At 75.3% G+C, this 25,784-nt stretch carries 22 protein-coding genes and 1 riboswitch; of the genes, 5 read left to right on the plus strand and 17 right to left on the minus strand.

The window, feature by feature from the left end:
* Positions 1-51 precede the first annotated feature (51 nt).
* From eno to ACW69E_RS13195, 4 genes are all read right to left on the minus strand, one after another.
* The gene (gene eno / locus ACW69E_RS13180) at positions 52-1,341 is read right to left on the minus strand and encodes a phosphopyruvate hydratase (protein WP_457498392.1); all 1,290 of its coding nucleotides are present in this window, start codon (positions 1,339-1,341) and stop codon (positions 52-54) included.
* A 263-nt stretch (positions 1,342-1,604) separates the two neighbouring features.
* Entirely contained in the window at positions 1,605-2,297 is a 693-nt protein-coding gene (locus tag ACW69E_RS13185; protein WP_457498393.1) for a LysM peptidoglycan-binding domain-containing protein, read from the minus strand.
* Between the two features lie 6 nt (positions 2,298-2,303).
* Positions 2,304-2,474, minus strand: a riboswitch (cyclic di-AMP (ydaO/yuaA leader).
* A gap of 235 nt (positions 2,475-2,709) precedes the next feature.
* Positions 2,710-3,681, minus strand: a complete 972-nt coding sequence (locus tag ACW69E_RS13190) for a transglycosylase family protein (RefSeq protein ID WP_457498394.1) — start codon at positions 3,679-3,681, stop codon at positions 2,710-2,712.
* 195 nt (positions 3,682-3,876) lie between these two features.
* Positions 3,877-5,142 (minus strand): cytochrome P450 family protein, encoded by a 1,266-nt coding sequence (locus tag ACW69E_RS13195; RefSeq protein WP_457498395.1) that lies wholly within the window; start codon positions 5,140-5,142, stop codon positions 3,877-3,879.
* A gap of 147 nt (positions 5,143-5,289) precedes the next feature.
* Between ACW69E_RS13195 and ACW69E_RS13200 the strand changes: the two genes are divergently transcribed.
* Positions 5,290-5,721 (plus strand): DUF4190 domain-containing protein, encoded by a 432-nt coding sequence (locus tag ACW69E_RS13200; RefSeq protein WP_457498396.1) that lies wholly within the window; start codon positions 5,290-5,292, stop codon positions 5,719-5,721.
* A gap of 66 nt (positions 5,722-5,787) precedes the next feature.
* On the opposite strand, the gene ACW69E_RS13205 is transcribed toward ACW69E_RS13200, so the two are convergent.
* Both ACW69E_RS13205 and ACW69E_RS13210 read right to left on the minus strand, forming a co-directional pair.
* Entirely contained in the window at positions 5,788-7,227 is a 1,440-nt protein-coding gene (locus ACW69E_RS13205; protein WP_457498397.1) for an MFS transporter, read from the minus strand.
* A gap of 86 nt (positions 7,228-7,313) precedes the next feature.
* Positions 7,314-9,299 (minus strand): M48 family metalloprotease, encoded by a 1,986-nt coding sequence (locus tag ACW69E_RS13210; RefSeq protein ID WP_457498398.1) that lies wholly within the window; start codon positions 9,297-9,299, stop codon positions 7,314-7,316.
* 503 nt (positions 9,300-9,802) lie between these two features.
* Between ACW69E_RS13210 and ACW69E_RS13215 the strand changes: the two genes are divergently transcribed.
* The 3 genes from ACW69E_RS13215 to ACW69E_RS13225 all read left to right on the plus strand — a co-directional run bounded on the left by ACW69E_RS13215 (position 9,803) and on the right by ACW69E_RS13225 (position 11,013).
* The gene (locus ACW69E_RS13215) at positions 9,803-10,210 is read left to right on the plus strand and encodes a DUF4190 domain-containing protein (protein WP_457498399.1); all 408 of its coding nucleotides are present in this window, start codon (positions 9,803-9,805) and stop codon (positions 10,208-10,210) included.
* Between the two features lie 108 nt (positions 10,211-10,318).
* Positions 10,319-10,579 (plus strand): hypothetical protein, encoded by a 261-nt coding sequence (locus tag ACW69E_RS13220; RefSeq protein WP_457498400.1) that lies wholly within the window; start codon positions 10,319-10,321, stop codon positions 10,577-10,579.
* A gap of 14 nt (positions 10,580-10,593) precedes the next feature.
* Positions 10,594-11,013, plus strand: coding sequence for a type II toxin-antitoxin system VapC family toxin (locus ACW69E_RS13225; RefSeq protein ID WP_457498401.1), 420 nt, complete (start codon positions 10,594-10,596; stop codon positions 11,011-11,013).
* A 39-nt stretch (positions 11,014-11,052) separates the two neighbouring features.
* Here ACW69E_RS13225 and ACW69E_RS13230 read toward each other — a convergent pair whose 3' ends face one another.
* The 6 genes from ACW69E_RS13230 to ACW69E_RS13255 all read right to left on the minus strand — a co-directional run bounded on the left by ACW69E_RS13230 (position 11,053) and on the right by ACW69E_RS13255 (position 17,887).
* Entirely contained in the window at positions 11,053-11,772 is a 720-nt protein-coding gene (locus tag ACW69E_RS13230) for a lysoplasmalogenase family protein (RefSeq protein WP_457498402.1), read from the minus strand.
* Positions 11,773-11,869: 97 nt separating this feature from the next.
* Positions 11,870-12,232 carry a DUF6479 family protein gene (locus tag ACW69E_RS13235; RefSeq protein ID WP_457498403.1) on the minus strand — a complete coding sequence of 121 codons (363 nt, stop codon included), beginning with the start codon at positions 12,230-12,232 and terminating at the stop codon, positions 11,870-11,872.
* On the minus strand, positions 12,229-13,350 hold the full coding sequence (locus ACW69E_RS13240) for a MazG family protein (protein WP_457498404.1): 1,122 nt from the start codon (positions 13,348-13,350) through the stop codon (positions 12,229-12,231). Before ACW69E_RS13240 ends, ACW69E_RS13235 begins: the two co-directional genes overlap by 4 nt.
* A complete protein-coding gene (locus tag ACW69E_RS13245; protein WP_457498405.1) occupies positions 13,347-15,656 on the minus strand; it encodes a polysaccharide pyruvyl transferase family protein in 2,310 nt (769 codons plus the stop codon). The genes ACW69E_RS13240 and ACW69E_RS13245 overlap by 4 nt, the downstream gene beginning before the upstream one ends.
* Positions 15,653-17,101, minus strand: a complete 1,449-nt coding sequence (locus ACW69E_RS13250) for a hypothetical protein (RefSeq protein ID WP_457498406.1) — start codon at positions 17,099-17,101, stop codon at positions 15,653-15,655. The genes ACW69E_RS13245 and ACW69E_RS13250 overlap by 4 nt, the downstream gene beginning before the upstream one ends.
* 135 nt (positions 17,102-17,236) lie before the next feature.
* On the minus strand, positions 17,237-17,887 hold the full coding sequence (locus tag ACW69E_RS13255) for a SurA N-terminal domain-containing protein (protein ID WP_457498407.1): 651 nt from the start codon (positions 17,885-17,887) through the stop codon (positions 17,237-17,239).
* A gap of 294 nt (positions 17,888-18,181) precedes the next feature.
* Between ACW69E_RS13255 and ACW69E_RS13260 the strand changes: the two genes are divergently transcribed.
* Entirely contained in the window at positions 18,182-19,375 is a 1,194-nt protein-coding gene (locus tag ACW69E_RS13260; RefSeq protein WP_457498408.1) for an acyltransferase, read from the plus strand.
* 183 nt (positions 19,376-19,558) lie between these two features.
* Here the strand turns inward: ACW69E_RS13260 and ACW69E_RS13265 are convergent, their stop codons facing one another.
* The 5 genes from ACW69E_RS13265 to ACW69E_RS13285 form a co-directional block, all read right to left on the minus strand.
* Complete coding sequence (locus ACW69E_RS13265; RefSeq protein ID WP_457498409.1) at positions 19,559-21,022, minus strand: polysialyltransferase family glycosyltransferase; 1,464 nt, start codon at positions 21,020-21,022, stop codon at positions 19,559-19,561.
* Position 21,023: 1 nt separating this feature from the next.
* The gene (locus tag ACW69E_RS13270; RefSeq protein ID WP_457498410.1) at positions 21,024-22,007 is read right to left on the minus strand and encodes a glycosyltransferase family 2 protein; all 984 of its coding nucleotides are present in this window, start codon (positions 22,005-22,007) and stop codon (positions 21,024-21,026) included.
* Positions 22,008-22,211: 204 nt separating this feature from the next.
* Entirely contained in the window at positions 22,212-23,627 is a 1,416-nt protein-coding gene (locus tag ACW69E_RS13275) for a protein kinase domain-containing protein (RefSeq protein ID WP_457498411.1), read from the minus strand.
* Positions 23,624-24,313, minus strand: coding sequence for a hypothetical protein (locus ACW69E_RS13280; RefSeq protein ID WP_457498412.1), 690 nt, complete (start codon positions 24,311-24,313; stop codon positions 23,624-23,626). The genes ACW69E_RS13275 and ACW69E_RS13280 overlap by 4 nt, the downstream gene beginning before the upstream one ends.
* A 123-nt stretch (positions 24,314-24,436) precedes the next feature.
* Positions 24,437-25,621, minus strand: coding sequence for an N-6 DNA methylase (locus ACW69E_RS13285; RefSeq protein WP_457498413.1), 1,185 nt, complete (start codon positions 25,619-25,621; stop codon positions 24,437-24,439).
* Positions 25,622-25,784 lie beyond the last annotated feature (163 nt).

Genomic DNA, 25,784 nt, shown 5'->3' on the forward strand with positions numbered 1-25,784 from the left:
CCTATCGCTCCATGGAGCGGCTGCGCTTACCGGTCCGCGGAGCGGCTGCGCTCATCGGTCCGCGGACCGGAACCGCGGGAACGCCGAGCGCCCGGCGTACACCGCGGCGTCGTCGAGGATCTCCTCGATGCGCAGCAGCTGGTTGTACTTGGCGACGCGCTCGGAGCGGGCCGGGGCGCCGGTCTTGATCTGGCCGCAGTTGGTGGCGACGGCCAGGTCGGCGATGGTGACGTCCTCGGTCTCGCCGGAGCGGTGGGACATCATGCACTTGAATCCGTTGCGCTGGGCCAGCTCCACGGCGTCCAGCGTCTCGGTCAGGGAGCCGATCTGGTTGACCTTGACCAGCAGGGCGTTGGCGGCGCCCTCCTCGATGCCGCGGGACAGGCGCTCGGGGTTGGTGACGAACAGGTCGTCACCGACGAGCTGGACCTTGTCGCCCAGGCGCTCGGTGATGGTCTTCCAGCCGTCCCAGTCGTCCTCGAACAGCGGGTCCTCGATGGAGACCAGCGGGTAGGCCTCGACCAGCTCGGCGTAGTAGTCGGTCATCTGGGCGGCGGTGCGGTCCTGGCCCTCGAAGACGTAGCGGCCGTCCTTGTGGAACTCGGAGGCGGCGACATCCAGGGCGAGGGCGATGTCCTGGCCGGGGGTGTAGCCGGCCTGCTTGATCGCCTCCAGGATGAGGTCGAGCGCCTCGCGGTTGGAGCCGAGGTTCGGGGCGAAGCCGCCCTCGTCGCCCAGGCCGGTGGCCAGGCCGCGCTCCTTCAGCACCTTCTTGAGGGTGTGGTAGACCTCGGTGCCCCAGCGCAGGGCCTCGGAGAAGGACTCGGCGCCGATCGGCGCGATCATGAACTCCTGGATGTCCACGTTGGAGTCGGCGTGCGAGCCGCCGTTGAGGATGTTCATCATCGGCACCGGCAGCAGGTGCGCGTTCGGCCCGCCGAGGTAGCGGAACAGCGGCAGGTCGGACGCCTCGGAGGCGGCGTGGGCGACGGCCAGCGAGACGCCGAGGATGGCGTTGGCGCCGAGGGAGGACTTGTCCGGGGTGGCGTCCAGGTCGAACATCGCCTGGTCGATCAGGCGCTGCTCGGTGGCGTCGTAGCCGACCAGCTCCGGGCCGATCTGCTCGATGACGGCGAGGACGGCCTTCTCGACGCCCTTGCCGCCGTAGCGGCCCTTGTCCCCGTCACGCAGTTCCAGGGCCTCGAAGGCGCCCGTGGAGGCGCCGGACGGAACGGCCGCACGGCCGGTGCTGCCGTCGTCGAGGCCGACCTCGACCTCGACCGTGGGGTTGCCTCGCGAGTCGAGGATCTCGCGGGCCACTACGACGTCGATGGACGGCACGAGGGTCTCCTTCGTGTGTGTCGGGCGTGTGTGTCGGGTCTCAGTGCCCTGAGCCTATCCGGCCCGCGCACGCCACCTCGCCGACAGCCCGTGCCATACGGCGGAACGGAGGGTGAAATCGCAGCTCAGAGGGGGCGGAAGCATTTTGTTTCGAAATTGAATAAACCCGGTGCGGCGTGCCCCCCGCCGAGGGAGGTGACACACCGCACCGGGATGGCGCCGCCTGGTGACGGAAGGGGCGCCGGGGCGGGCACAGCAGGGGATCAGACCCGGAGCTGCTGGCCGGGGAAGATCAGGTTGGGGTCGTCGCCGATGACGTCGGTGTTGTCCTGGTAGACCTGCTGCCAGGTGGTGCCGTGGGCGGCGGCGATGGCGCGCAGGGTGTCGCCGGACTTGACCGTGTAGCCGGCCTCGGCGCCGCCCTGGCGGCCGTCGGCGCGCTCGGGGGCGCCCTGCGACCGGGACTGCTCCTGCGACTGCTCCTGGTACTGCTTCTGCGACTGGGCCTGGGACTGCGCCCCGGAGTGCCCCCGCCCGGCGCCGGAGCGGCCGCCGTCCGGGTCCACCTCGGCCGCGGGCCCGCCGGCGGTGAGGCCGCCCTTCTCGGCGCAGGCCCAGGCACGCGGACCCTGCATGGCCAGCAGCCGCTCGGCCACGGCGATCTGCTGCTCCCTGGTGGCCAGATCGGCGCGCGGCGCGTACCGGGTGCCGCCGGCGGCCTCCCAGCTGGACTGGGAGAACTGCAGGCCGCCGTAGTAGCCGTTGCCGGTGTTGATGGACCAGTCGCCGCCGGACTCGCACTGGGCCACCCGCTCCCAGGTGTCGACGGACGCGGCCGAGGCGCCCGGCGCGCCCGCCACCGGAACGGCGATGGCGGCACCCGCGGCGCCCGTCAGCGCGGCCGCGCGGACGGCCCTGGCGGTGCGACTGTCGTGCCCCTTGCCGGTGAACAGCATGGACGTCCCTTATCTCACCGACGCCTGCGAGGTGAGCTGTCGGGTTCGGGCAGTGAGCAAGCCCGGCCGTCCGGGGCGCGGAGCCCCGGGCGACTTCACCCCAAGCCGCTCCGGACCGTGCGGTCCGGGGCGGCGCCTACCTGGTTCCCCCGCTCCTGCCCTCGGCGCTGACGCGACGACTGCCCACCGGCCGCCGGCAGGATTCGGCGCTGCGGTCGGTGGCACTCGCGGTGCGAGCGAGACGACGGTAAGCACACCGGGGTATATGTCTCAAAGCATGTCAGAAACCGGCAATTCACCCTTTCTGACGCCCGTATGACTGGAACCCGCAGGTCAGGTCAGGGGCGTTAGGCCGGACAGGAACGACACGCCGCAGTCGCCCGGGAGGGTCATCCCGCAGGGCCGTCCGCGCTCACCCGAGGGTGAGCTCCTGTCCCGGCAGGATCAGGTCCGGATCCTCGCCCACGACGTCCTCGTTGCTCTCGTACAGCCCGGTCCAGCCGCCCGGGACGTTCTGCTCCTGTGCGATCGTCACAAGCGAGTCGCCGGGGCGCACCAGATAGCTCTCGCCGGCCGCGCGGGCTCCCAGACCGCTCACGGTGCCCGCCAGCGCGGGACGCTCGGCACGGGCGGAGCGGTCGGCCGCCTCCCCGGACCGCTCGTCGCCGGCGGCCTCCCGGCCCTCCGGCGCCCGGCTCTCCGCGCCCCGCTCCAGCTCCAGTTCGCGCGGGTCGCGCTCGCCGCGGTGCTTTCCGGTGCCCTCCCCCGCCCCGGCGCGGGCTTCGTCCCCGGCGCCGGTGTCCTTCGCGCCGCCGTCCCCGGCCTTGCCGTCCTCGGCGCCGTCGCGCTCCGAGGCCTTCCGCTCGTCCCGGTCGCCGTCCTCGGCCGCGCCGTCCTTCGCACGGCCGCCGGACCCGGAGTCGCCCTCGCCCTCGGCCGGGGACTCCTCCTGCTCCGCGTCGCCGCCCGGCAGGATGCCGTCCAGGAGGCCCCCGCCCTTCCCGCTCCCGCCGCCGCTCCCGCCGTCCTCCGGCAGGAGGTTGTCAGGGTCGATGGCCGGGGCCTCGCCGGTGGTGTCGTGGCGCAGCCCGGCGTTGACGCCGCAGGAGGGCCAGGCCTCCGGCCCCCGGTCGGCGAGGATCTTCTCGGCCACCGCGATCTGCTGGCTGCGGCTGGCGAGATCGGGGCGCTCGGCGTACGCCGTGCCGCCGTACCGCTCCCAGACCTCCTGGGTGAGCTGGAGGCCGCCGTAGTAGCCGTTGCCGGTGTCGGCGCTCCACAGGCCGCCGCTCTCGCACTGCGCCACCCGGTCCCAGGTGTCGAGGTCCGCAGCCTGCGCGCCCGCCGCCCCGAGCAGGGGGATGGCGAATCCCGCGCCGGTCACTCCGGCCGTGACGAAGATGGCGGGAGCCTGGCGGGGGCGGCGGTGTCTACCGTTCCCGGAAAGCATGTGTGGGGCCTCTCGTACGTGGACAGATGACAGGGCTACGCGGTTGACGGCTGAACGTAGCGCCACCGGGCCGATCATCACAAGTCAATGTCTCGCAGATCACGCACAGATCACATGCATGACCGTGCGTCACTCGCGCACCGGCTCGAATTCCACCGGCAGTTCGCGCAGTCCGCGCATGATGAGGCCGCCCCGCCAGCGCAGATCGGCCGGTTCCGCCGCGAGCCGCAGGTCGGGAAGGCGTCCCAGCAGGGCCGTGAGCGCGATCCGTCCCTCCAGCCGCGCCAGCGGCGCTCCCAGGCAGTAGTGGATGCCGTGGCCGTACCCGAGGTGGGGGTTGTCACCGCGCGTGAGGTCCAGGGTGTCCGGGTCGGCGAACCGCGCCGGGTCGCGGTCGGCGGCGGCCAGCACCACCAGCACCGGGTCGCCCGCGCCGATCCGCTGCCCGCCGATCTCCAGCGGCTCGGTGGCGAACCGCCAGGTCGCCAGCTCGACCGGCCCGTCGTAGCGCAGCAGTTCCTCCACCGCCGTCCGCAGCAGTGCGGTGTCGCCCGCCGTCAGCGCGTCCTGGAGCCGCCGCCGCTGCTCCGGGTGGCGCAGCAGCGCGTAGGTGCCGTTGCCGATGAGGTTGACGGTGGTCTCGAAGCCGGCGAACAGCAGGATGAAGGCCATCGCCGCGGCCTCGTTCTCCGTCAGGTGCTCGCCGTGGTCGCTCGCCCGGATCAGCCCGGAGATCAGGTCGTCGCCCAGGTCGCCGCGCTTGCGGTGGATCAGCTCGGCCAGGTACGCGCGCATCCGCTTCACCGCCCGGCCCACCCCGCCGCGCGGGCCGCCGCCGTGACGGATCATCATGCCCGCCCAGTCGCGGAAGTCGTCCTGATCCTCGGCCGGGACGCCGAGCATGTCGCAGATGGCGTAGATCGGCAGCGGGAAGGCGAACTCGTGGATGAGGTCGGCGCTCCCGCGCTCCGCGAAACCGTCGACGAGCCGGTCGGCCAGCTCCCGCACCCGCGGCTCGAAGGCGGCCACGCGGCGCGGGGTGAACGCCTTGGACACCAGCCGCCGCAGCCGGGTGTGGTCGGGCGGGTCGATGTTGAGCAGGTGCGTCATCAGGTTGGCGCTGCGCTCGCCGGGAATGCCCACCTTCCCCTTGCCGTGCGCGGCCTCGCTGTGGTGGGCGGGATTCTTGCTCAGCCGCGGGTCGGCCAGCGTCTCGCGCGCGTCCGCGTACCGCGTCACCAGCCACGCCTCCACCCCGCTGGGCAGCACGGTGCGGTGCACGGGCGCGTGCTCGCGCAGCCACGCGTACGCGGGGTAGGGGTCGTCGGCGAACTCGTGCGAGAACAGCTCGGGCGGGGGCGGGGTGCGGTCGGCGCCGGCGTTCTCGTGGTCCACGCCTTCGACGCTAACGCGGCCCGCGCACGCCCGGCCGAGGGGGTCCGGGCAGTCCGCGCTCCGGGCCGGACCCGCGGCGGCATGGCGGCCCGGCGGACGGGTACGGCGGAAGGACGGATACGGCGAAACCTCCGAAAGGGGGACACAGTGCCCTCGCACTCCTACCCTCCTCCGCAGGACTGGGGCCACTACGGGGAGCCGGCGCCCGAACCGCCGCCCCCGGAGCCCCCGGCACGGCCCCGCGACGGGATGGGCGTCGCCGCCCTCGTACTCGGCCTGATCGCCCTGGTGATGTTCTGGACCGCCCTGCTCGGTGTGGTCCTGGGGGTGCTGGCGATCGTGTTCGGCGTCGTCGGTCACCGCCGCGTCAAGCGGGGCGAGGCGACCAACGGGTGGATGGCCCTCACCGGCGCGATCACGGGCTTCCTCGGGCTGGCCCTCTCCACCGCCGTCATCGCCGCCGCGGTGGCCTTCCTCAACTCCGACGAGGTCGACGACTTCCGCGACTGCATGCGGAACGCCGACACCTCCGCCGAGAGCCAGGAGTGCGTGGACGACCTGCGCGACCGGTACTGGTGAGGGCACACGGCGTACGCGGGCCGCGCCCGCCCGCCGCCGGGCCCGTGGCTCCGCGCCCCCGCCGCCTCACCGGGCCCGGCGGCCCTCCCCCGGAAGCGTCAGCGCGACCAGCAGCAGACAGCATCCCAGGACCACCGCACCGGTGCGGTAGGCCAGGGCGTAGCCGGGGGCGAGGGCGTCCGGGGTCTCGCCGGTGATCCGGGAGGCGGCGACGGTGGAGAGCACCGCCAGGCCCAGTGAGCCGCCCATGGTGCGGGAGGTGTTCACCATCGCCGAGACCACGCCCGCGTCCCGGTGCGGGGCGCCGGAGGTGGCCAGGGAGGCCAGCGGGGTGGCCAGCAGCCCGGTGCCGAGCATCGTGGTCATCCCGGGCCCCATCACCGTGGCCGCGTAGCCGCCGTCGGCGGCCATGACCGAGCTGAACCACAGGAAGCCGCACGCCGCCAGCGCCACGCCCGTCAGCGCGGTGTTCCGGGCCCCGGCCCAGTGCATCAGCCGGGGCGCGAGCTTGGATCCGGCGACGACGCTGAGCGAGTGCGGCAGGAAGCCCAGGCCCGCCTGGAGGGGTGTGTAGAGCAGCACGTTCTGCATGTACAGCGACATGAAGTACCAGGAGGAGACCAGCGCCGCGCCGCAGACGAACATCGCGGCGTTGGCCGCCGACACCGACGGCAGCCGGAACAGGCGCAGCGGCATCAGCGGGGCCCCGGACCGGGACTCCACCGCGACGAACACCCCCAGCAGCGCCAGCCCGCCCAGCAGGGGCACGAGCGTGACCGGCTCCGCCCAGCCGGCCGCCTCCGTCTGCACGATGCCGTACGCCACCGCGCCGAGACCGCCGGTGACCAGCACCGCGCCGGGCACGTCGAGGCGCCGGGCGCCACCGTCCGGATGGTCCGCCGACAGCCGGAGCGCCACCGCGAGCAGCACGAGCACGCCGATGGGCACGTTGACCAGCAGCACCCAGCGCCAGGACAGCGCGTCGGTGAGCACACCGCCGACGAACCCGCCCGCCGCGCCTCCCCCGGCGCCCACCGCCGTCCAGGTGCCGATGGCCCGGGCACGGGCCGGCCCCTCCGGGACGGAGGTGGTCAGCAGGGTCAGGGTGGACGGGGCGAGGACGGCCGCGCCCGTCCCCTGCACGGCCCGCGCGGCCAGCAGCTGCCAGGGCTCCTGCGCGAGCCCGCCGGCGAGGCTGGCGGCGGTGAACAGGCCGAGCCCGGCAAGGAAGACGCGCTTGCGCCCGAAGAGGTCGCCGGCCCGCCCGCCGAGCAGCATGAACCCGGCGAAGGTCAGTGTGTAGGTGTTGACCACCCACTGGAGCTGCTCGGCGTCCATCCCCAGCCCGGCGCGCATGGACGGCAGCGCCACGTTGACGACGGAGACGTCGAGGACGACGAGGAACTGGCCCGCGCACGCGGCGAGCACGATCAGCCACGGCGCCCGGGCCGGGCCGGGTGCCGGTGTCGCCCTGGTCTGCTCGGCCTCGGCCGGACGCTTGTCCATGGCACCCATGCTAAGGAGCCGCCACCGGCCGCCCGGGACCGGCCGCCGGGCATGCGTCCTCCGGCGGCCCGCCCGCTCCGGCCCGCTCACCCCGGCGACCGGAGCGCGGCGCCGGGGTCCGGCGTGATGACGGGCTTCGGTGTGGCGACGAGGTCGCCGATCCGCACGCAGTCGCCCGCCAGCCGGATCTCCCCCGGCCCGCACCGCGCCGCCGGCCCGGTCGGAAGAGGCGCGGGGGCCGGCGGATGCGGCAGGGGCGGGGAGGGGCGCGGGGAGAGGGGGTTGACCGGTGTGCCCGGTATGGGGGGCCGCTCCGTGACGTCTTCCCCGGTGAGCAGGTTCCAGGTGAACACCGCCGTGGCCAGCGCCGCGGCCACCAGCATCCCCGGCCTGCCGTTCAGCCGGCCGGACTTCCCGCCACCGGTTCCGGCTCCGGAACCGGTGGCGGAGCCGGTGGCTGTGGCGGGGCCGGAGCCGGGCGGACGGGCCATCGGCCCGGTGCGGTCCAGCGGGGCCGCGGTGTTGACGCCGCACAGGACGAGACGGGTGCGCAGCAGGGGTACGGCCGCGGGATCGGCCGCCGCCGCCCGCGCCAGCTCCACCGTCTCCCGGGCCTCGTCGTCGTGGACGACCAGGGCGCTGGGCTCCGTCCAGCGCAGGCTCCACCCCGCCCGCCCGGCGCCCGCGAGCCCCTGACCCACCAGGGTCTCCAGCGCCTGCGCGGGCGATCCCGGCAGACCCCACTGGTCCATGCCCCAGCCCGTCTGGTGCAGTGCCTCGGCCAGCTCGGCACCGCGCCCGTCCTCCAGCAGCCCCAGTACGGTGTCCACGGTGGGCTCCGGCGGGACGTCCGGCCCGCGGAGCCGGGCCAGGGGCTCGCGCAGGTCCTCGAGGGCCTGGACCATCTGCGCCTCGGCGGCGTCGTCCAGCCACTCCCGCCACGGCTGCCCCGGCCCGCACGGTCCCGACGGCGGCAGGAGCGGGCGCAGCAGGGAGCCCCACACCCCCGCGGGGAGCCGGAGGCAGGCGGCGTCCGCCGCCACCGCCGTCTCCGGGACGGGCGGCGCGCCGGCGGCACCCTCCTCGCGGGCGAGGGCGGCCAGACGGCGGCTCAGCGGCGGGTGGGAGTCCAGCCGGGAGCGGGGCGGCTCCGGCATCCTGCGCCGCCACTCCTCAAGCGCCTCGGCGTACCCGGGGTCGGCCAGCATCTCGGCGAAGGGGCGCAGCGGATCGTCGGGCGTCAGCCCGCGCCCGGCCATGGGGTCCAGCAGCCGGGCCCGGTAGTCGGCCCAGGCCGCGCCGACGGCGTGGACGGCGGTCAGGGCGGACGCCGTGGCCTCCCGCCCCACGACGGCCGCCGCGGCCGCGTCCGCCTGGAACTCCTGACGCCGCCGCACGACGAAGGTGACGGCGTCGAACAGCCACGCGTACACCCCCAGCACCCAGCGCTGGTAACCCGTGTAGGACGCCACCAGGACGTTGCCCCCCGCCGCCTCGGTGATGCCGTCGCGCGCCGTGCGCAGGGCGGCCGAGCCCCGGTGGGCGGTGGCCGCGAACCGGGTGTGCCGGCGCGCGTAGTGGCCCAGCTCGTGGCAGAGGACCGCCCGCAGCTCGTCCTCGCTCAGCCCCACCAGCAGCGGTACGCCGATCTCCATGCGCCGGGCGGCCACTCCCGCGCCGAGACGGGTGTCCTCGGCGACGGAGGCGTTGGCCTCCAGCGTCAGCCGGATCTCGGTCGGTCCGGGCGCGCCGACCGCACGCGCCAGAGCGGTGACCGTCTCCCACAGCCGCGGGGCCTGCCGCCGGGTGACCGCCCGGCCCCCGCGGGCGGCCGGGGCGCGGCCGCCGGAGAACATCCCGCGCAGCACCGCCAGCACGGCCGGCAGGCCGAAGGCGACCGCGTACAGCGGCGCCGGTGTGGTCATGCGGGTGCCGTCGGCCACCAGCACCCACAGCACGCCGGCCGACAGCGCGGCGTAGCCCAGCACCAGCGCCCACGACACCACGTGGAAGCCCCCCACCAGAACGAGGGCCAGCGCGGTCCGCGCCAGGATCCCCAGCCTCGTCCGCATCCCCGTCCGTCCCCCTTCCCCTTCCCCGTACGGCACCGCGTCGCGCGGCCCCCACCGTCATCGTCCCCACCGGCGGCGCGGCGCAAGTCGGAAGTGCGCCATCGGCGGCGCGAGCCCCGAAGCCGTGGTCACCGGGCAGGGGTCCGGCCACCTGCGCACCCGGCGTCCGGCCCGCACCCGCCCACGGCGTGTCACCGCCGCGCGGAATCGTCCTGAAACAGCCCCCTGCGGGACCCGGATCACGGACCGGCGCCCGTGGCGGCTCCGCGCCGTCGTACGCGCGGGCCGGCCCCGGCCGGGCGTCCGTTTGCGGCGGCGGCCGGAGGGAAGCCGGTTGTTCAGCCAACACGCTTCTCACACGGGCCTGTTGACAGTTCCCCGTATGAGCGGGGGAGAGCGGGTTCCCGCGCCGGCGCCCCGTCCGGGCAGAGCCGCCGGAAACCCGCGGCGGGGTGACGCGCTCCCCTCCCCTCACCCGACTCACCCGACCGAAAGGACTCGCAGTGGCTTCGTACTCCTCTCCGCAGGGCCACCCCGGCGCCCCGGGGCCGGCCGGGCGGCCGCCCCGCAACGGGCTGGGCATCGCCGCCCTCGTGGTCGGCGTGGCCGGCCTGCTGCTGTTCTGGACCCTCATCGGCGGTGTGCTGCTGGGCATCGCGGCCATCGTGCTGGGCGTCGTCGGCCACCGCCGCGTCAAGAGGGGCGAGGCGACCAACGGCGCGATGGCCCTGATCGGCGCGATCACGGGCGCCATCGCGCTGGTGGCGTCCGTCGCCGTCATCGCCGCCGGGGTCTCCTTCCTGAACTCCGAGGAGTTCGGCAACCTGGACGAGTGCCTGCGGAACGCCGGCAGCGCGGCCGAGGAGCAGCAGTGCGAGCGGGACTTCCGCGACGAGCTGGAGCGGCGCTGAGCCGGAAGCGCCTTGGCGAACATGAGTCCCGCCCACCCGGCTCGTGCGGTCCTCCGCCCGAGAGAACAACGAGCAGATAAATCCCACCACTAGTGGCATAGTGGTTTCATGGCTGCCAACAGCACGACCAAGCAACCCCGAACCCATGAGACGACGGTAAAGAAGTCGATCACCCTGCGGCGGTCGGTGGCCGAGGAGATCGAGGAGCGCGCCGGAGCCCGCGGGTTCTCCAGCTTCATAGACGCTGCGGCGGAACACTGGCTGGCCCTGCTGAGGGCACAGGAGATCGTGGATGACCACGAACGCCGCACAGGACCTCTGCCCGACGCCGCGCTGGACGATGCGAGGCGTGCATGGCGAGGCGAGTAACCGACCACAGCGCAATGCTGACCGGACCGCGGTTCGTCCTCGACGCTCAGCCCCTCTCCCTGCTCGCCGAAGACGACCACCGCATGGTCGCATTGCTCGAGATCGCCCGTCAGGAGAGCTTCGCACCGATGATCAGCGCAGTCACGATCGCGGAGGTGAGACGGACCGGAAAAGCGGAGAAGAGGCTGCGATGGCTGAGATCGCGCCTCACTGTGGCGCCCATGACCGAGAAGACCGCGGACCTGGCAGCCGCTCTGCTGGAGGAAACCGGTCTGGACGGTCACGAGTGCGTGGTGGATTCACTGGTCGTCGCCACGGCAGCCAGTGTCACGGGCCCCGTAAAGGTCGTCTCCTCTGACGGTTCCCACGTACCCGAGCTCTGTGCGGCAGCGTCGACGGGACGCACATCCCCGGTGCAGTGGGTCCGGGTTTAGCCGTAACCCCGCCATGCGGTGTGGCATGAGCCGCGCATGTCACACCGGCGTGACGGGCCAGCCGGTGGTGATCAGGTACTGGCCGAAGAGGTAGCCCGCCATGATCGCGACCTCCTGGCCGGGGAAGACGTGCCCGGCGGCCTGGAGGCCGATGAGCAGGTCCGAGCCGAGGAAGGCCAGCGCGCCCGTGCCCGCGCGGGCGCCGGTGCCCAGGGCGGTGACGGCCATGGCGGTCAGGGCGAGGCTGTAGCCCGCGACCGGCAGGCGCAGCCGCCTCTCCAGGCCCGGTGCGATGGCGGCGTTGGCCGCGGCCCAGCCGGCCAGGCCGGCCGCCGCGATCCATGGGCGGCGGCGCAGGCCCTTCAGCGCGCCCCGGCGCACGTAGCCGGCCGTGTAGCTGGCCTGGGTGCCCAGGAAGGCGGCCATGCCCAGGAGGAAGGCGGGCTCGTACTCGTCGGCGAGGAGGGCGGTGTCCCCGGCCGTGGCGCAGGCCAGCCCGGCCAGCAGGGCCTTCGGGGCGGGGGCGTCCGCCGTCTCGCGGCGGCGCAGCGCGTGGGCGGCCAGCGCCGGCATCAGCAGCGGCTTGCCGGCTCGGGCGGCGCCGCGCGGGCGGCGGGCGGTGGCCAGCAGGTCGGCCGCCGCGAGCGCGCCGAAGGCGACCAGCGCGCCCCGGCCGTGCCCGTCGGGGCGGGTGAGCCGGGCCGCCGCCCGGCGGGTGCGGCGCGCGCCGCGCTCCAGAGCCGTCGCGAAGATCGTCATGGGGGCACAGTGTGGCGGTCCCGGCGTCGCGCTTCAATGGCCCGGCCGGACGGATGCGGCCCGGTACGGCCGGATACGGCCCGGTGCGGCCGGAGGATCAGGTGTGGCCGGGGCCGCCGGAGCCGAAGCCACCGCTGCTGCCGGGACTCCAGGTGGGGCGCTTGTCGGGGTCGACGGGGTGGGTGTCCTCGTGCTCCTGGAGCTCGTACGGGAGCCTGCGCCTGCCGTCGCGGGGCAGTTCCTCGTCGTCCCGGACGCCGTCCTCGTAGACGATCGGCTCGTCCGGGCGCTCGGTCGGGGTGGAGACCCCCTCGTCGCCGCGCTTGAGGATGCGCAGCCCGTACACCACGGCCAGGACCAGCAGGCCCGCCACCACGATTCCCGCGATGAGGGGACCGATGCCGATCGTCAGATCGGAAGCGGCCAGTGGGATGTGATCCGCTGCGTAGATGCCGTTCATGGCCTTCGGGTACCCCCGTGCGGCCCGGTCACTCGGCCCGGGGCGGGCTCCTGCCGGTCCCCGGCTCCCGGGGCCGCCGTGCCCGCCCCGAGCGCGCTCTCGGCCGCCCGTATGGCGTCCCGGTAGGTGCGGGCCGCCGCCCGCAGGGCCGTCTCGGGGTCGGTGCCCTCGGCCTCGGCGCGGGCGGCCAGGGCCAGCAGTTCGTAGCCGGCGCCCTCGCCGGCCGGGAGGGCGTCGATGCCCGCGGCGCGGGCCCGGCCGGCCAGCTTCGCGGCCAGGGCGAGGGCGGGCTGGCCCAGCGGAATGCCCTCGGTGACCGACTCGCGCCGCTTCTCGACCGCCTTGGTGCGCAGCCAGTGCGCCTTGACCTCCTCGGGCGTCCCGGCGGTCTCGTCGCCGAAGACGTGGGGGTGGCGGTGGACCAGCTTCTCCACGATGGTGGCGGCCACGTCGTCGACGGAGAACGGCTCGTCGGGGTCGTCCTGGGCGATGCGGGCGTGGAAGACCACCTGGAGCAGCACGTCGCCCAGCTCCTCGCGCAGGGCCTCGCGGTCGCCCTCCTCGATGGCCTCGACCAGCTCGTACATCTCCTCGACGCCGTACTTGACCAGGTCCTCGCCGGTGCGGGTGCCGCTCCAGGGGCACTCGGCGCGGATGCGGTCCATGACCTGCACCAGGTCCAGCAGGCGGGCGCCGGGCAGGTCGTAGGAGCCGGGCAGCAGCTCCAGTTCGGGCATCGCCTCACGGCCGGAGCCGGCCATGCGGGCCAGCCCGTCGGTCAGTTCCGGTTCGCCCTCGGCGCCGGCGAGGACCACCACCGTCCGCCCGCCGCCCGCCGGGGCGCCGTCGCCGCTCCCGCCCGCCGGGCCGCCGCCGTCCGCGCCCGTGCAGGCGTCCACCAGTTCGCGGGCGGTGGGCCGGGCGGTCTCCACCTCGACGCCCGCCTCCCGGACGTACGGGAGCTGCGGGTGGCCGGGGTCCGGGCACAGGACGCGGTCGGCCGTGCGCAACGCCCGCCAGGCGGGCCAGGACAGCAGTCCGGGCGCGACGCGGTGGCTGGTGGTGAGCAGGACGATGCGGCCGGTGGCGGGGGCCGGCGCGGGGCTGGAGAGGTTCACGCCCCGAACGTAACCGATGGGGGCCGGTCCCCGTGCGGGGACGGGTGCGCCGGGGTCTGTGAGGCGGGGCCTGTGAGGCGGGCGGCCTCCACAGGGACACCCAGGCACCGTTCCAGCTCGGCGAGATTGGCGCGGGTGGTCTCCCACAGCAGCCGCTGCCTCCCCAGGACGTCGGCCACCGCCGCGTCGTGGTCGTCCAGCAGGGCCGCGGCCCGCTCGGCGAGCTTCGCGCCCAGGTCCCGGTCGTGCACGGACAGCCCCCACCCGGGGCGGTCGATGTCGGCCAGGAAGTACGCCAGCTTGGGGTGCGAGATCAGGCTGAGGACCGGGGTGCCGCAGCCGAAGGGGATCATCCCGGCGTGCCCGCGCATCCCGACGACCAGGCGGGTGCGGCGCAAGCGCTCGTAGATCTCGGCGTTGGGCAGGTCGTAGAGCGGCTCGACGGGCAGCGCGATGCCGTGCTCCCGGCGCAGGTCGTGCACGAAGCGCTCGTCGGCGGGCGTGTGGGGCGCGTACCGCACCTCCGCGCGCTTGCCCAGCTCGCGCACCGCGGCGGCCATCTCGGTCAGGAAGTGGCCGTAGTCGTGGCCGAAGCGCAGGCCCGCGCGGTCGTACGCGCAGTTGACCAGCACGGTGTCGTCGCGCCGCACGGGGTCGGTCCAGCCGGGCGAGAGCCTGCGCAGCACGGTGGTGGGGCACGGCTGGTAGCGCACCTTCTCCCGCAGGGAGGGGGGCAGCAGCACCCGGACGCGTTCGACCGAGCCGTGGTTGCGCAGGCCGAAGAACGCCGACTTCTCCACCAGGGTCCGCAGGCTTTTGGTGAACCGGGTGCGGCGGTACGCCTGGCCGTCGAAGACGTTGTAGCCGACCGCGAGGACCGCCAGCGGCACGGTGATCCGCTCCAGCATCGCGTCGGGGACGTTCCACTGCCAGGCGCTGTTGCCGTTGGGCCAGGTGTCGGGGAGGAAGAGTCCGCCGCCGCCGACGACCAGGGCGCGGCGGGCGTTCACGCGCTCCAGGGCCACCTCGTCGAAGAGGCGGTGTACCGGCACCGGCAGCCAGCGGCGCGGCCCGGTGTCGGCGCCGAAGCACAGCCGTACGGCCTCGGGGAGCACCTTGTCGCCGGCGTTCTCCTGGCCGGAGGCGAACAGCGCCACATGCGCGAGCTGCCCGTCGCCGGGGACGTCGGGCGCGGGCTCGCCGGGCAGCAGGGCCAGGTCGCGGCAGGTGCGGTTGACGGGTTCGGCGTCGAGCCCCTCGCGGGCGTACGCGCGGGCCGCGTCGTCGTCGCCGCGCAGCCACGCCAGCCGCGCGAGCCGGCTGAACGCCTTCGGCGCGACCGCGGGCGAGGCGGTGGCCAGCAGCAGGTGGGTCTCGGCCTCGGCGTGGCGGGACTCGGCCATCAGCGCGCTGCCCAGCGTCTCGTGGAAGCGCGGCTGGTCGGCCCGGGGGGTGACCGACAGCAGCACCTCGACGGCCTCGCGGTAGCGGCCCTCCTCGGTGTGGACGAGTGCGAGGGCGCGGGCCAGGTCGACGGTGGCGCCACGCTCCAGCAGGGGGCGGGCGAGGTGGGTGAGGAGGGCCGGGTGCTTGGGGCCGGGCAGGGAGCAGTAGGCGGTGCGGAAGTCGTCGTCGGCCATCTCGTAGCGGGCGCGGGCGCGTACCGCCGGGGCGTGCTCCTCCCCGTCCCCGGCGCCCGTGCCCTCCGCACCGCCGAACCGCAGGACCACCGTGCCCCCGGGCACGGGCAGACCGCCGTGCAGGCGCCGGACGGGCAGGTCGTGGCGGCCGTCGAGGGGCACCACGCATCCGGGCACGCCGTCGCCGGCCAGCAGGGCGCGGGTGGAGTCGTCGAGACGCTCCCTCTGGAGGACCAGCAGGCCCTCGTCCGCCTGGACGCGGGGCTCGCCGGAGGGCATGGGGAGCTGCGGGACCGCGCCCACACCGTGGCGCAGCCGCAGGAGGGGGCCGATGTCGTCCAGCACCACCATGTCCGGGCCCAGCACGATCACGGTGTCGTACCCGTGCGCCCGCAGCGCCTCCCACCGTCCGAGCCGTGTCCTGCGGGCGGTGATCCGGGGGTGCAGGCGCCGGGCGGCGTCCAGGGCGGATTCGGGCAGTCCGGGGTGGAGGAGGAGGAAGTCCTCGCAGACGCGGGGGTTGGTCAGCGCCAGGCTGCGCAGCAGGGTCAGCAGGCCGGGGAGGGTGTCCTCGTCGGCGTGGCAGGCGAAGGCGATACGGCGCCTGCCGGTCAGGGCGGCGGTGGCGTCGGCGGCTTCGGTGCCGACGGTGCGGGAGGCGGTCATCGCAGGGAGATCCTCGTCCGTGTGCTGTCCTCGGCCCGGGCCTCGGCCCAGGCACGTTCGGCGGGGCGCAGCCGGCCGGGGCCCGGCAGGTCGAAGCCGATCAGGTCGACGACCGGGCAGACGTCCAGAAAGTCCAGCAGCCGCAGCACCGTGAAGGCGGTGGTCGGGCCGGGGTCCGCGGCGCTCTCGCCGATCAGCGCCGGATCGGTCACCGGGTGGCGGAGCGAGGCGTCGCCGACACGGCGCTGCGCGCCGGGGACCAGCCGCCGTACCGCGCTCAGCCACTCCTCGGCCGGATCGCCGAACACCAGCCGGACGCCGACCCGGTGGTCCAGGCGCGCGGTGGTGCGGTGGGAGAGGGCGTGGATGTCGGTGCGCTCCCCGGCTCCTGGGGCGTCCAGGGGGAAGGCGTCGCAGCGGACGACGAGGTCGTAGGCGTCGATCCCGGCGTCCGGCACGTGGTCGGCGAGCCGGGGGCTGTTCGCCACCAGGCACACCGTCCGGCCCGCCACGGCGTTGCGCAGGTCGCCCACCGCGAGCGGCTCCCCGTCGCCGGCGCCCTCGCCCCTGCCGCTCCCGCCGCCGAGGAGGGGGTCGGGCATCCGGTCCCGCCCGTCCAGTCGGCAGTACGCGGCGTACAGCGCGGCGAGGTCCCGTACGGCGGGGTCGGCCGCGCCGCGCTCGCGCAGCCGGTGGTCCATGTAGGCGGTGAAGGCGGCGCGGACCTCGGCCGCGGGCAGGTCGCCCCCGGCAGCCCCGGCGAAGGCGCGGGCCTGGGAGCAGTCGTCGGCGGGGAACAGCCGCAGGGCGTCGGTCAGGCACTTCTGCCGCTCGGTGAGCGTGACCAGGTGGGCGGCGACGGCACGGGCGCCCGGACCCGGTTCGGACAGGGCGAGGTGGCGCTCGTACGCCCCGGCGGCCTCGGCGCGGCGTCCCAGTCCCTCCAGGGCGCGGGCGCGCAGCAGCCAGGCGGCCCTGGAGTTGCGGCGGACGGTCAGGGCGGTGTCGGACAGGAGGAGGGCGAGCCGGAGGTCGCGGGCGTCCGCCGCGGTGTGCCCGGCTGCGCGTCCGGCCGTCTCCCCCGCCGGGCGCGCCCCCGCGCCGAACGCCGCGTCGAGCGCCGCGTCACCGGCGCGCAGCAGGGTGTCGAAGGCCTCCTTGCCCGCCCTGTCCGCGGCCGGGCCGGAGGAGCGCCCGGTGGTCTCGGCGCGGGCGGTGTGCGCGGCGACCAGGGCGGCGAACGCGGCGACCAGACGGGTGCGCCCCGGATCCGGCCGTCCGCCGGGCCCGGCGGACGGCCCGGTGAGTTCGGCGAGCCGGTCCGCACAGGCGCGGACGCATCCGGTGAGCGCGGTGCGCGCCTCGGCCTCGCGCGCGGCGCCCGGCCGCAGGCGCGGGATCCCCGGCCACGCCCGCGGCGCGGCCCCGGGCCTCTTCGTCCTCATGTCTCTCCACTGTTCGGCGGCGGGAGGCCGAACAGTGCCCGACCGCCGCGCGGCGCGCGTGACGCCGCGTCGGCTTCCGGGTGAACAGTGACGGAACCGTCGGCGAGGACCGGCGGGCCGGTTCGGAGGCGGCCGTCAGGCGGGCTGCTGCGGCTCGGGGTCGGAGACGTTCCTGATCCACGGCTCCTCGGCGTCGGTCAGGGTGATCTGCTTGTCGTCCCAGGCGCCGAAGCGCGGGTTGACGGTCACGTCCAGCTTCTCGGAGGCCTCCGTCAGCGCCTGCGTGATCTCCTGCTGGCCCTGCGGCGTCTGGAGGTTGGCGCCCAGCTTCCCGGCCAGTTTCTGGACCAGCAGCTGGGAGCGGACCGCCTGGTCGATCTCGTCGGGGGCCACGGCCCGCTGCTGGAGCATCATCGCCTCCAGCTGCTCGGGACCGCCCACGTTGCGCTCGGCCTCCTCGCGCGCCCGCTGGACCTCGCCGCGGTTCACCGTCACCCCGGCGTCCTCGGCGGCCCGCTCCAGCACCCGCTCGAAGACCAGGGAACCGACCGTGCCGCGGGTGAGCTGCTCGGTGTTCCGGATCAGCTCGGAGCCACGGTCCGACTCGCCCTGCGCGGCCCGTACGGCCCGCACCTGCGACTGCACCTGCTCCATGGTGATCCGCTCGCCGCCGACGACGGCCGCCGCACCCGGGTGGGCTTCGCTGCCGCACGCGGTCAGCAGCGGCGCCGCGACGAGCACCGCCGCCGCGGCTGAGAGGGAGAGCGAGGTCCTGCGGCGGAACATTGAGCCTCCTGAGTGCGGCTGTGGAACGGGTGGTGTGGACGGTGCTGGGGAACACCTGTGCAATGCCGTCCCGGCGATGATCGATGCTAGGCAGTCGGCGTGACTCCCACCACCGTTTCGGCACTGTTTCGGCAAACGAGCGGGCGGCCTGGGGGATACGTACCGCTCGTCCCGGGGCCGGACGGCGGTACGGGCCGCGGGACGGACGGCGGGGCGGGGCGGGGCGGGGGTGGCTCGGGCAGTGTTCGCCGGTCGTTACCGTTCCGTACACCCGGGTGCCCGAGAGTGGCCCCCGTGTCCAACGAAACAGCCGTGCAGTCCCCGGAGCGCGGCCCCGACGCCGGCGCGGGCTCCGGGCAGAGCGACCTCACGCGGGAAGCGGCCCTCCCCGGGGTTCCGGCGCCCGCCGCCCACTCGTCCTCCCCCGCTCCCGGAGCCGGGCCCGCTTCCGGGCCCGCACCGCGCGAGCACCGGCACGACATCGACCTGATGCGGCTGATCTGCTCGGTCGCGGTGATGCTGGGCCACGTCGGCGGGGTGTTCATCGCCGCGGTCGACCGGCAGGAGGCGAACGGGCCCGGCGCCTACTGGACCGGGCACGTCGTGGAGGCGTTCAACCCGTTCGCGGTGCCGATGTACTTCGCCATCGCGGGATGGGCGGTGCTGGTCGGCGCACCGCCGCGCGACAGCCGCCGCATGTGGCAGCGGATCGTGCGCAACTCGGTGCCGCTGTTCGTCTGGAGCGCCCTGTACCTGCTGTGGGGCCGGGCGTGGGGCACCAACGACGGGCCGGTGTCGCGGCTGGCGGTGGAGGCCCTGTTCGGGTCGGTGCGGCCCGCGTACCACCTGTGGTTCATGTACGCCTACATCCCGCTGATCGCCGCCCTGGCCTTCGTGGTGCTCGTGCGGGCCGGGAAGCGGCCGTGGGGCCTGGGCGCGGCGCTGCTGGTGCTCGCGTCGGCGCCCTCCCTGATGGGCGACCTGGAGCGGTGGACCGGCTGGGACCTGCCGCGCTTCGGCTGGGGCTTCGGCGTCTACCAGGTGGCGTACGCGCTGGGCGGCGCGATGCTGTTCGCCCTGCCGGCCGGGGCCCTGGGCCGCCTGGCGGGACGGCGGTGGGTGTGGGCGGTGCCGATGGCGCTGACGGCGGCCGGGGTGCTCTGGTACCACACGCGGGTCCACTACGTGATCCCCAACGCGCACCTCCTGGTCGCCGTCATGACCGGCTGTGTGCTGCTCATGGTCACCCGGGTGCGGGTGCCGCGGCGGTGGGTCCCGTCGCTGTCGAAGCTGGCCGGGGCGGCGCTGGGCGCCTACATGGTGCATGTGATGGTGATCTCGGCGATCGTGGAGCCGCTGGTCTCCGCGGACGTGCCGGGAGCGGTGGCCGGGCCGCTGTTCGTGGTGCTGCTGGCCGCCACGGTCGTGGTGTCGTTCGGCGCGAGCCTGCTGTGGGGGCGGCTGGGGCTGCGCAGGTATCTGGGTTAGCCGGCCCGGCCCCCGTGCCGGTTCTCGGCGCGTGGCCCGCGGTCCTGTCCGGGCGCGGTCCGGGTGCGGTTCGAAGGCGCGTCGGGCCCGGCTCACGGCCGCACGGCCACACGAATCCCGGGGCCGGACCGGGGCCGGACCACGGCCCCGGCCCGGCCCCGGTGTTCCGGGTCTCCGGTCCGCTCACTTCCCGCGGGCGCGGGCGGCCGCCGCCCGCCTGACCCGGCGCGCGGCGCGCAGCGCGTGGTCACTGCCCGGCAGACGGCGCACCAGACCGGGCGCGAGCCCCCCGGGCAGGCCGAGCGCGGTCAGCCGGCGCCGCTTGAAGTAGCGGACCGTGGTGTCGTCCAGATGGGCCGCCAGCCACGCCTCGGCCTCGGCCCGCAGCGCGGGGTAACGCTCGGCCTGCATGCAGTACCCGACGGCCCGCACCAGCGGCTCGGCCCGCCGCACCGCCTCCGCGGACCCGGTGACCGCCTCGCCGCGCGGGCCCTCCCCCTCCCCCGGGGCCTCCAGGTCGGGCACGAGGGCGTCGACGAGGGTCAGCGGGACGCGGTTGCTGTTCTGGTACGGCGTCAGCCGGTCCAGCAGCGGCCCGGTGCCCACCCGGGCGACGGGCACGCCGTACAGGGCGGAGGCGGTGAGCAGCGCGGTGGAGAAGCAGCCCACGACAAGCTTCGGGCGGCACCGCCGGAAGACGGTCTCGGCCAGCATCGGCCGCTTGGGCACCACCAGCCGCACGCCGGTGTCGGCGGCGGCCTTGTCCAGCACCCTGGAGTAGCGGGCGGGCGCGGTGGGGTGGGGCTTGAAGAGGACCGTGCGGTGCCCGGCCGCGGCGGCGCCGCGCAGCATCCGCTCGTGCAGCGCCTCCTCCTCGTCCGCGGTGAGGATGCCCAGCGCCGCCAGATACTGACCCAGCAGCACGGCGGTGGGCATGCCCTCGCCGTCCGGGTCGAGTTCGGCGGCCAGGTCGTCGTCCCCCGCGGCGGTGTCGTCGAGTTCGTCCAGGACCGAGCGGAAGACCTCGTTCGGCACCAGTTCGGACGGCACCCCGTACTCGGTCAGCAGCAGCGGCGTCAGGCCGGGCACCAGATCGAGGTGGAGCAGCCGCTGGATGCGGCAGGCCAGGGCCTGCGGCAGCTTCTCGCGGGTGGGGCCGTAGCTCATCAGGCCGTCGGCGTAGACGTGGACGGAGGCGCTCGCGAAAATCGAGGCCAGCGCTCTGGCCGGGCTGACGTGCACGGACTCCACGACGAGGTCGACCGGCCCGTCGCCCAGGTCCCAGCTCGCGCGGAACATCCGCTCCCACAGCGGGCAGTCGTTGCCCGCCGGGCCCCAGGTGCTGGGGTGGTGGGGGCGGATGGCGTCGTTCCAGTCGACCACCCGGTCGAAGCGGGCGGCCAGCCGGCGCCAGCCGCGCATGCCGTCCAGCCGGGAGGCGGTCTCGGGCACCTCGGCGTTGTTGGAGACCAGCAGTACGCGCCGCGTCCGGTGCCACGGCCCGAACAGGCCCGCGTCCAGGGCGGCGGCGAGCGTGGCGGCGCCGTAGAGGGTGGAGACCTCGAAGATCTGGACGCGGCCGCCCCCGTCCGCGCCGCTTCCGCTCCCGCCGCCGGTGGTGCCGGTGGTGTCCGTGGTGCCAGCCATGTCAGGCCGCCTTCCGTGCCGTGCCGCCCAGCAGCCGCCGCAGCGTTCTGGCGCGCTCGTGGTCCATCGACGTCAGGGTCCGCTCCAGCACCTCGCGCGGCATCCGGCGCAGCGCCGCCGCCGACTCGTGCTTCAGCCGCCGCGCGGCGGCGGGCTCGTAGCGGTGGGCGTTCACCGCGTGGAAGGCGATCATGGCGCAGTAGGTCCGCACGATCTTGGGCAGGAAGCGCTCCGCCTCCCGGTCGGCGGCCACCTCGGCCAGGATCAGGTCGTGGGCCGGTATGAAGTCCAGTTGCCGGGCGTCGCGGATCTGGGTCAGCGAGGTGGTGACCCCGCGCCGGTAGAAGACGCCGAGCAGGCCGACCGTCGCGAACGTCTTCGCCCGCAGGTGGAGCTGCCACACGAAGACGCGGTCCTCGGCGGTGCGCAGATGGGTGGTGAACCGCATGCCCAGGCCGTCGCCGCCGGTCTCGAACAGGCCGCGCCGGTAGATCCCGGCCCAGACGAAGGGATAGTCCACCATCGTCTCCATCTCGGCCGGCGCGATGGCGTCCCGGGTGCTCAGCACCGCGTCCCGCCGCCGCGCCGGGGCCCGCTTGACGGTGCGGTCGCGTCCGGTGGACTGCACGTGGTCGGTGCGCACGAAGTCGCAGTCCAGCTCCTCGGCGGCGTGGAGCAGCTCCCGCAGATGGCCGGGCGCGTACCAGTCGTCGCCGTCGAGGAAGGTCAGGTACTCGCCCTCGGCGGCCTCGATGCCGGTGTTGCGGGCCTGCGCGATCCCCCGGTTCTCCTCGTGCCGCACCAGCCGGGCGCGCGGCAGGTCCTTCACTGCCCGGTCGAGGATCTCCGCGGTGGCGTCCGTGGAGCAGTCGTCGACCAGGACGAACTCCGTACCCGGCCGCGCGTTGGCCGCGAGGCTGCGCAGGGTGTCCTGCGCGTACTCCTGGACGTTGTGGAAGGGGACGATCACTGAGAGCTTCGGCACGTGGTTTCCAGACGCTGCGGACAGGGCGGCGGGCCGGACGCCCGCGGTCCACGGCCGCCGGCCCCTCGGGCGGAGGCTAGTCACGCGCCGGTCACGCCGGGTGCCGTCGAGGGGACACCCGGGTGAACTCTGAACGTACGTCCGGTGGATGGCCTCCCGGCGGGCTGCCCGGCGAGCCGCCCGGCCGGGGTCCGGCCGGGCCGGTCAGCGGCCGAGCCGCTCCAGGCACAGCGCCTCGTCCTGGCGGAGCTGGACGACCACCGGGTCGTGCGGGCCGCGTTCGGCGGTGTACTCCTGGGCGAGCCGGCTGATCTCGGGCAGCGCCCGCGCGTACTGGCCGGTGTCCAGCAGCACCGTCGCGTACTGCTTGCGCAGGCTGCGGACGACGGGCGAGTGCGCCCCGTGCTCGGCGACGGCGGCCGGGAGGGCGTCGCCGAGGAGGTCGGCGACACGCGTGTAGTGGCCGGAGGAGAGCAGGGCGCGGACCTCCTCCAGGGTGGCGCCCAGACCGGCCTGCGGCGGGGGCGGTCCGAAGCCGGGGGCGGGCCCGGGACCGGTGAGGGAGCCGGGTGCGGACGGCGGCGGGGCGCCGTACCCGGGACCGGCGTCGGAGCCGGGCGGGGGCACGGAGGGCCGTACGACCACCGTGGGCGCCGGGCCCGAAGCCGGGCGCGGCCCCGCGGCCCGGCCGCGCGGCGGCCAGGGGGCCATGGGCTGGCGGAACGGGCGGCTCGGGTCCAGCGGCAGGGCGGGGCCGCCCTGTCCCGGCCGGGGCAGCAGCGGCGCGAGGGACGCGTACACCTCGTGGGCGTCCGCGGGGCGCCCCTCGGGCTCCTTGTCCAGCAGCCGCCGCACCAGCTCGTCCAGCTCGGCGGGCGCGTCCGGGCGCAGCTCGCGCACCCGCGGGGGCGTGTGGTGGAGCTTCTTGTACAGCAGCCCGGTCGGCTCCGGGGCGTCGAAGGGGACCTGGCCGGTGAGGAGTTCGTACAGCAGCACGCCCAGCGCGTACAGGTCGGAGCGGGGGCCGACGGGGCTGCCGCCCATGGCCTGCTCGGGCGCCATGTAGACGGGGGTGCCGATGAGGGAGCCGGTGCGGGTCAGCCGGGTGGTGTCCCCGGCCGACCGCACGGCCGCGATGCCCAGGTCGAGGATGACCACCCGGCCGTCGGGCCGCACGATGGCGTTGCCCGGCTTGAGGTCCCGGTGGACGATGCCGACCTCGTGCACGGCCGCCAGGGCCGAGCACATCTGGGCGGCGACGGCCACGGCCCACTGCGGCGGGTAGGGCTCCCGCTCGGCGAGGTGGTCGCGCAGGTCGCTGCCCTCCAGGCGCTGCATCACCAGGTACAGCTCGTCGCCGTCCCGGCCCGCGTCGTGGACGGCGACCAGGCCGGGGTGGTCGATCTGGGCGGTGACGCGGCACTCGCGCTCGAACCGCTCGCGCAGCTCCTCCGGGTCCGTACCGCCGGACAGGGAGGCGACCTGTCCGGAGTGCATCAGCTTCACGGCGACCCGGCGGCCGCCGAGACCGAGGTCGTGGCCGCCCCAGACCTGGCCCATGGCGCCCCGGCCCAGCGGTTCGGTCAGCTGGTAGCGGCCGGAGATCAGGCGTCCGTTCACCGGCCGTACCGTCCGTCGCCGCCGTGCCCGCCACCGTGTCCGTCCTCGTGCCCGTCGCGCCCCCGCAGCAGTTCGCCGAGTTCGTCCAGCTCGGAGGCGACCTGGCGCATGCGCGGCGACTGCGGGGGCTGTGCGGGCGGGGACTGGGGCTGAGGCTGGACCTGCGGCTGCTGGGGGTAGCCGTACGCCGGGGGCCGCGGGTGGCCGTAGGCGGTGGGCGCCTCGGCGAACCCGGGGGCGGGCGGGGCCGGGTAGGCGGATGCGTGGGGGCCGCCCCGCGGAGGAGTGCCCGGCAGAGGGGCGCCCGGCACGGGCGCGGCCGCCCGGTACGGGGCGGGATCGCGCGGGAAGCGGTCGCCGAGGACGGCGTGGACCACGGAGCCGACGATCAGCAGGAATATGTACAGACCGGCCCCGGCCTGGGCCGTGCCGTCCTCGCCCGGCTCGCTCTCGGGGACGTTGACCAGCAGCACCACGTAGACCACGGTCAGCACCACGCTCACCGCGAGGACCGCCCAGTCCAGGGGCCTTCTGCGGATGATCGCGAAGCGCAGCGACGGGACCCAGGCCAGCAGCCCCAGCGACCACACCGGGAAGGAGGCGAAGAGCACTCGCAGCGCGATGCCCCCGGCCCCGGGCCCGCGGCGGGACGGTGCGGGGGGCGGGGTGGCCGGCGGACCGTACATCAGCGCTCTGACTCCCTGTTGCGACGTCGTTCGGTGCGAAGGGTATACACCGACGCGGACAGTACGGTCCGGTGTTCGCCGGCCGATACCGTTCCGATGCCCGGCCGCGTCCCGGCCCGGCCCTCAGTCCGGGGCGGTGGTCCCCCCGGCAGCGGGCACGTGCCGGCCGGGCGATACGTCCACGTGCTCGTCGAGCAGGCCGATGACGGCGGCGCAGGCGCTGACGCCGGGCTCCCCGGGAATGTCACCGCGGCTTTCGAAGGCCCGCCAGGCCTCCAGCACGGTGCGGCACGCCTCCTCCCACGGCGGCGTCCGGCCTTCTTCCCCGGCCCGGCGGCGGGCCCCGGCGTCGACGAGCAGGAGCCGTGGCACGGGTGCGGGGGCGTCCTCCGGTCCGCCCGGTCTGCGCAGCACCCACAGGTGCGGCGGGGGATCGTCCGGGCGTGCGGCCGCCGCGGACAGCGCGACGACCGCGCGCAGCGCTCCCCGGCGCAGCAGGGCGGCACGCACCCGGCGGCCCGTGCGCCGGGAGGCGGCGGTGGGGGGCATCAGCAGCACGGCGGTGCCACCCGGCCGCAGCCGGGACAGGCAGTGCTGCGCCCAGGCCAGTTCGGACTCGGCGCGCGCGGGCAGCCCGTACTCCCAGCGGGGGTCGTACGCCAACTCCTCGTATCCCCAGTCACGTTCACCGGACGGCGGCCGGCAGAGCACGGCGTCCACGAGCGTGCCGGGGCCGTCCGCGCCCGGGCCGGGGCCGCGCAGGGCGTCGCCAGCGCGCACCTGCGCGGTGGCGCCGAGCAGCGCGAGGCGGAGGGCTGCGAGCCGGGCGAGATGCGGGTCCGCCTCCTGGCCGTACAGCCGTGCGGGCCGGGCGCGGCCGCCGGATCCGGGGGCGGCGGACGCGAAGGCGGCTGCGAGCAGGGCGCCGGACCCGCAGACGGGGTCGAGCACGGTGGCCGCGGGGCCGGCCAGGGCGGCCATCAGCGCGGCGGCGCCGGGCGGGACGGGGGCGAGGTGGCGGTCGAGCAGGAAGGAGTACGCCCCGCAGGCCCCGAGCCCACCGGCGAGTTCACCGAGCGGGCCGGGAACGGGCCGCCCGCCGCCCAGCAGCAGCTCCTCGCCGGCGCGCACCAGGGCGGCGGTGGCTCCGCCGGGGGCTCCGGCGATCTCCCGCCAGACCCGCTCGGGCAACATCGCTTCGAGAGGTTCGGGAGGTTCGGGAGGACCGCCGTGGGCGCGCGGCGGGTGCTCGCCCCCGGCCGGCCCGGCGGCCGCGGCCCCGCCGGCCCGTGTCGCCTCGTCCGCCATCGGGCCGGTTCCTCCCCGCGCCGAGCGCCCGAGCAGGTTCGTGACAGCCCGAACGCCTACAACAAGAGTTGACTTCACCGGGCAACTCTACGTCGGTTGACTCTATTCACAAGGTTTGCTGTAGTGGTCGCACCGATTCGAAGGTCCGGGCCGCCCGGCCCGG

The organism is Streptomyces sp. SS8 (assembly GCF_054072955.1).

Bases quoted from the DNA above. Each gene is read 5' to 3' on its own strand.
- ACW69E_RS13185 (WP_457498393.1), bottom strand. From the start codon at position 2,297: ATGCTGTTCACCGGCAAGGGGCACGACAGTCGCACCGCCAGGGCCGTC.
- ACW69E_RS13205 (WP_457498397.1), bottom strand. From the start codon at position 7,227: ATGGACAAGCGTCCGGCCGAGGCCGAGCAGACCAGGGCGACACCGGCA.
- ACW69E_RS13210 (WP_457498398.1), bottom strand. From the start codon at position 9,299: ATGCGGACGAGGCTGGGGATCCTGGCGCGGACCGCGCTGGCCCTCGTT.
- ACW69E_RS13220 (WP_457498400.1), top strand. From the start codon at position 10,319: ATGGCTGCCAACAGCACGACCAAGCAACCCCGAACCCATGAGACGACG.
- ACW69E_RS13225 (WP_457498401.1), top strand. From the start codon at position 10,594: ATGCTGACCGGACCGCGGTTCGTCCTCGACGCTCAGCCCCTCTCCCTG.
- ACW69E_RS13230 (WP_457498402.1), bottom strand. From the start codon at position 11,772: ATGACGATCTTCGCGACGGCTCTGGAGCGCGGCGCGCGCCGCACCCGC.
- ACW69E_RS13235 (WP_457498403.1), bottom strand. From the start codon at position 12,232: ATGAACGGCATCTACGCAGCGGATCACATCCCACTGGCCGCTTCCGAT.
- ACW69E_RS13245 (WP_457498405.1), bottom strand. From the start codon at position 15,656: ATGACCGCCTCCCGCACCGTCGGCACCGAAGCCGCCGACGCCACCGCC.
- ACW69E_RS13250 (WP_457498406.1), bottom strand. From the start codon at position 17,101: ATGAGGACGAAGAGGCCCGGGGCCGCGCCGCGGGCGTGGCCGGGGATC.
- ACW69E_RS13255 (WP_457498407.1), bottom strand. From the start codon at position 17,887: ATGTTCCGCCGCAGGACCTCGCTCTCCCTCTCAGCCGCGGCGGCGGTG.
- ACW69E_RS13265 (WP_457498409.1), bottom strand. From the start codon at position 21,022: ATGGCTGGCACCACGGACACCACCGGCACCACCGGCGGCGGGAGCGGA.
- ACW69E_RS13280 (WP_457498412.1), bottom strand. From the start codon at position 24,313: ATGTACGGTCCGCCGGCCACCCCGCCCCCCGCACCGTCCCGCCGCGGG.
- ACW69E_RS13285 (WP_457498413.1), bottom strand. From the start codon at position 25,621: ATGGCGGACGAGGCGACACGGGCCGGCGGGGCCGCGGCCGCCGGGCCG.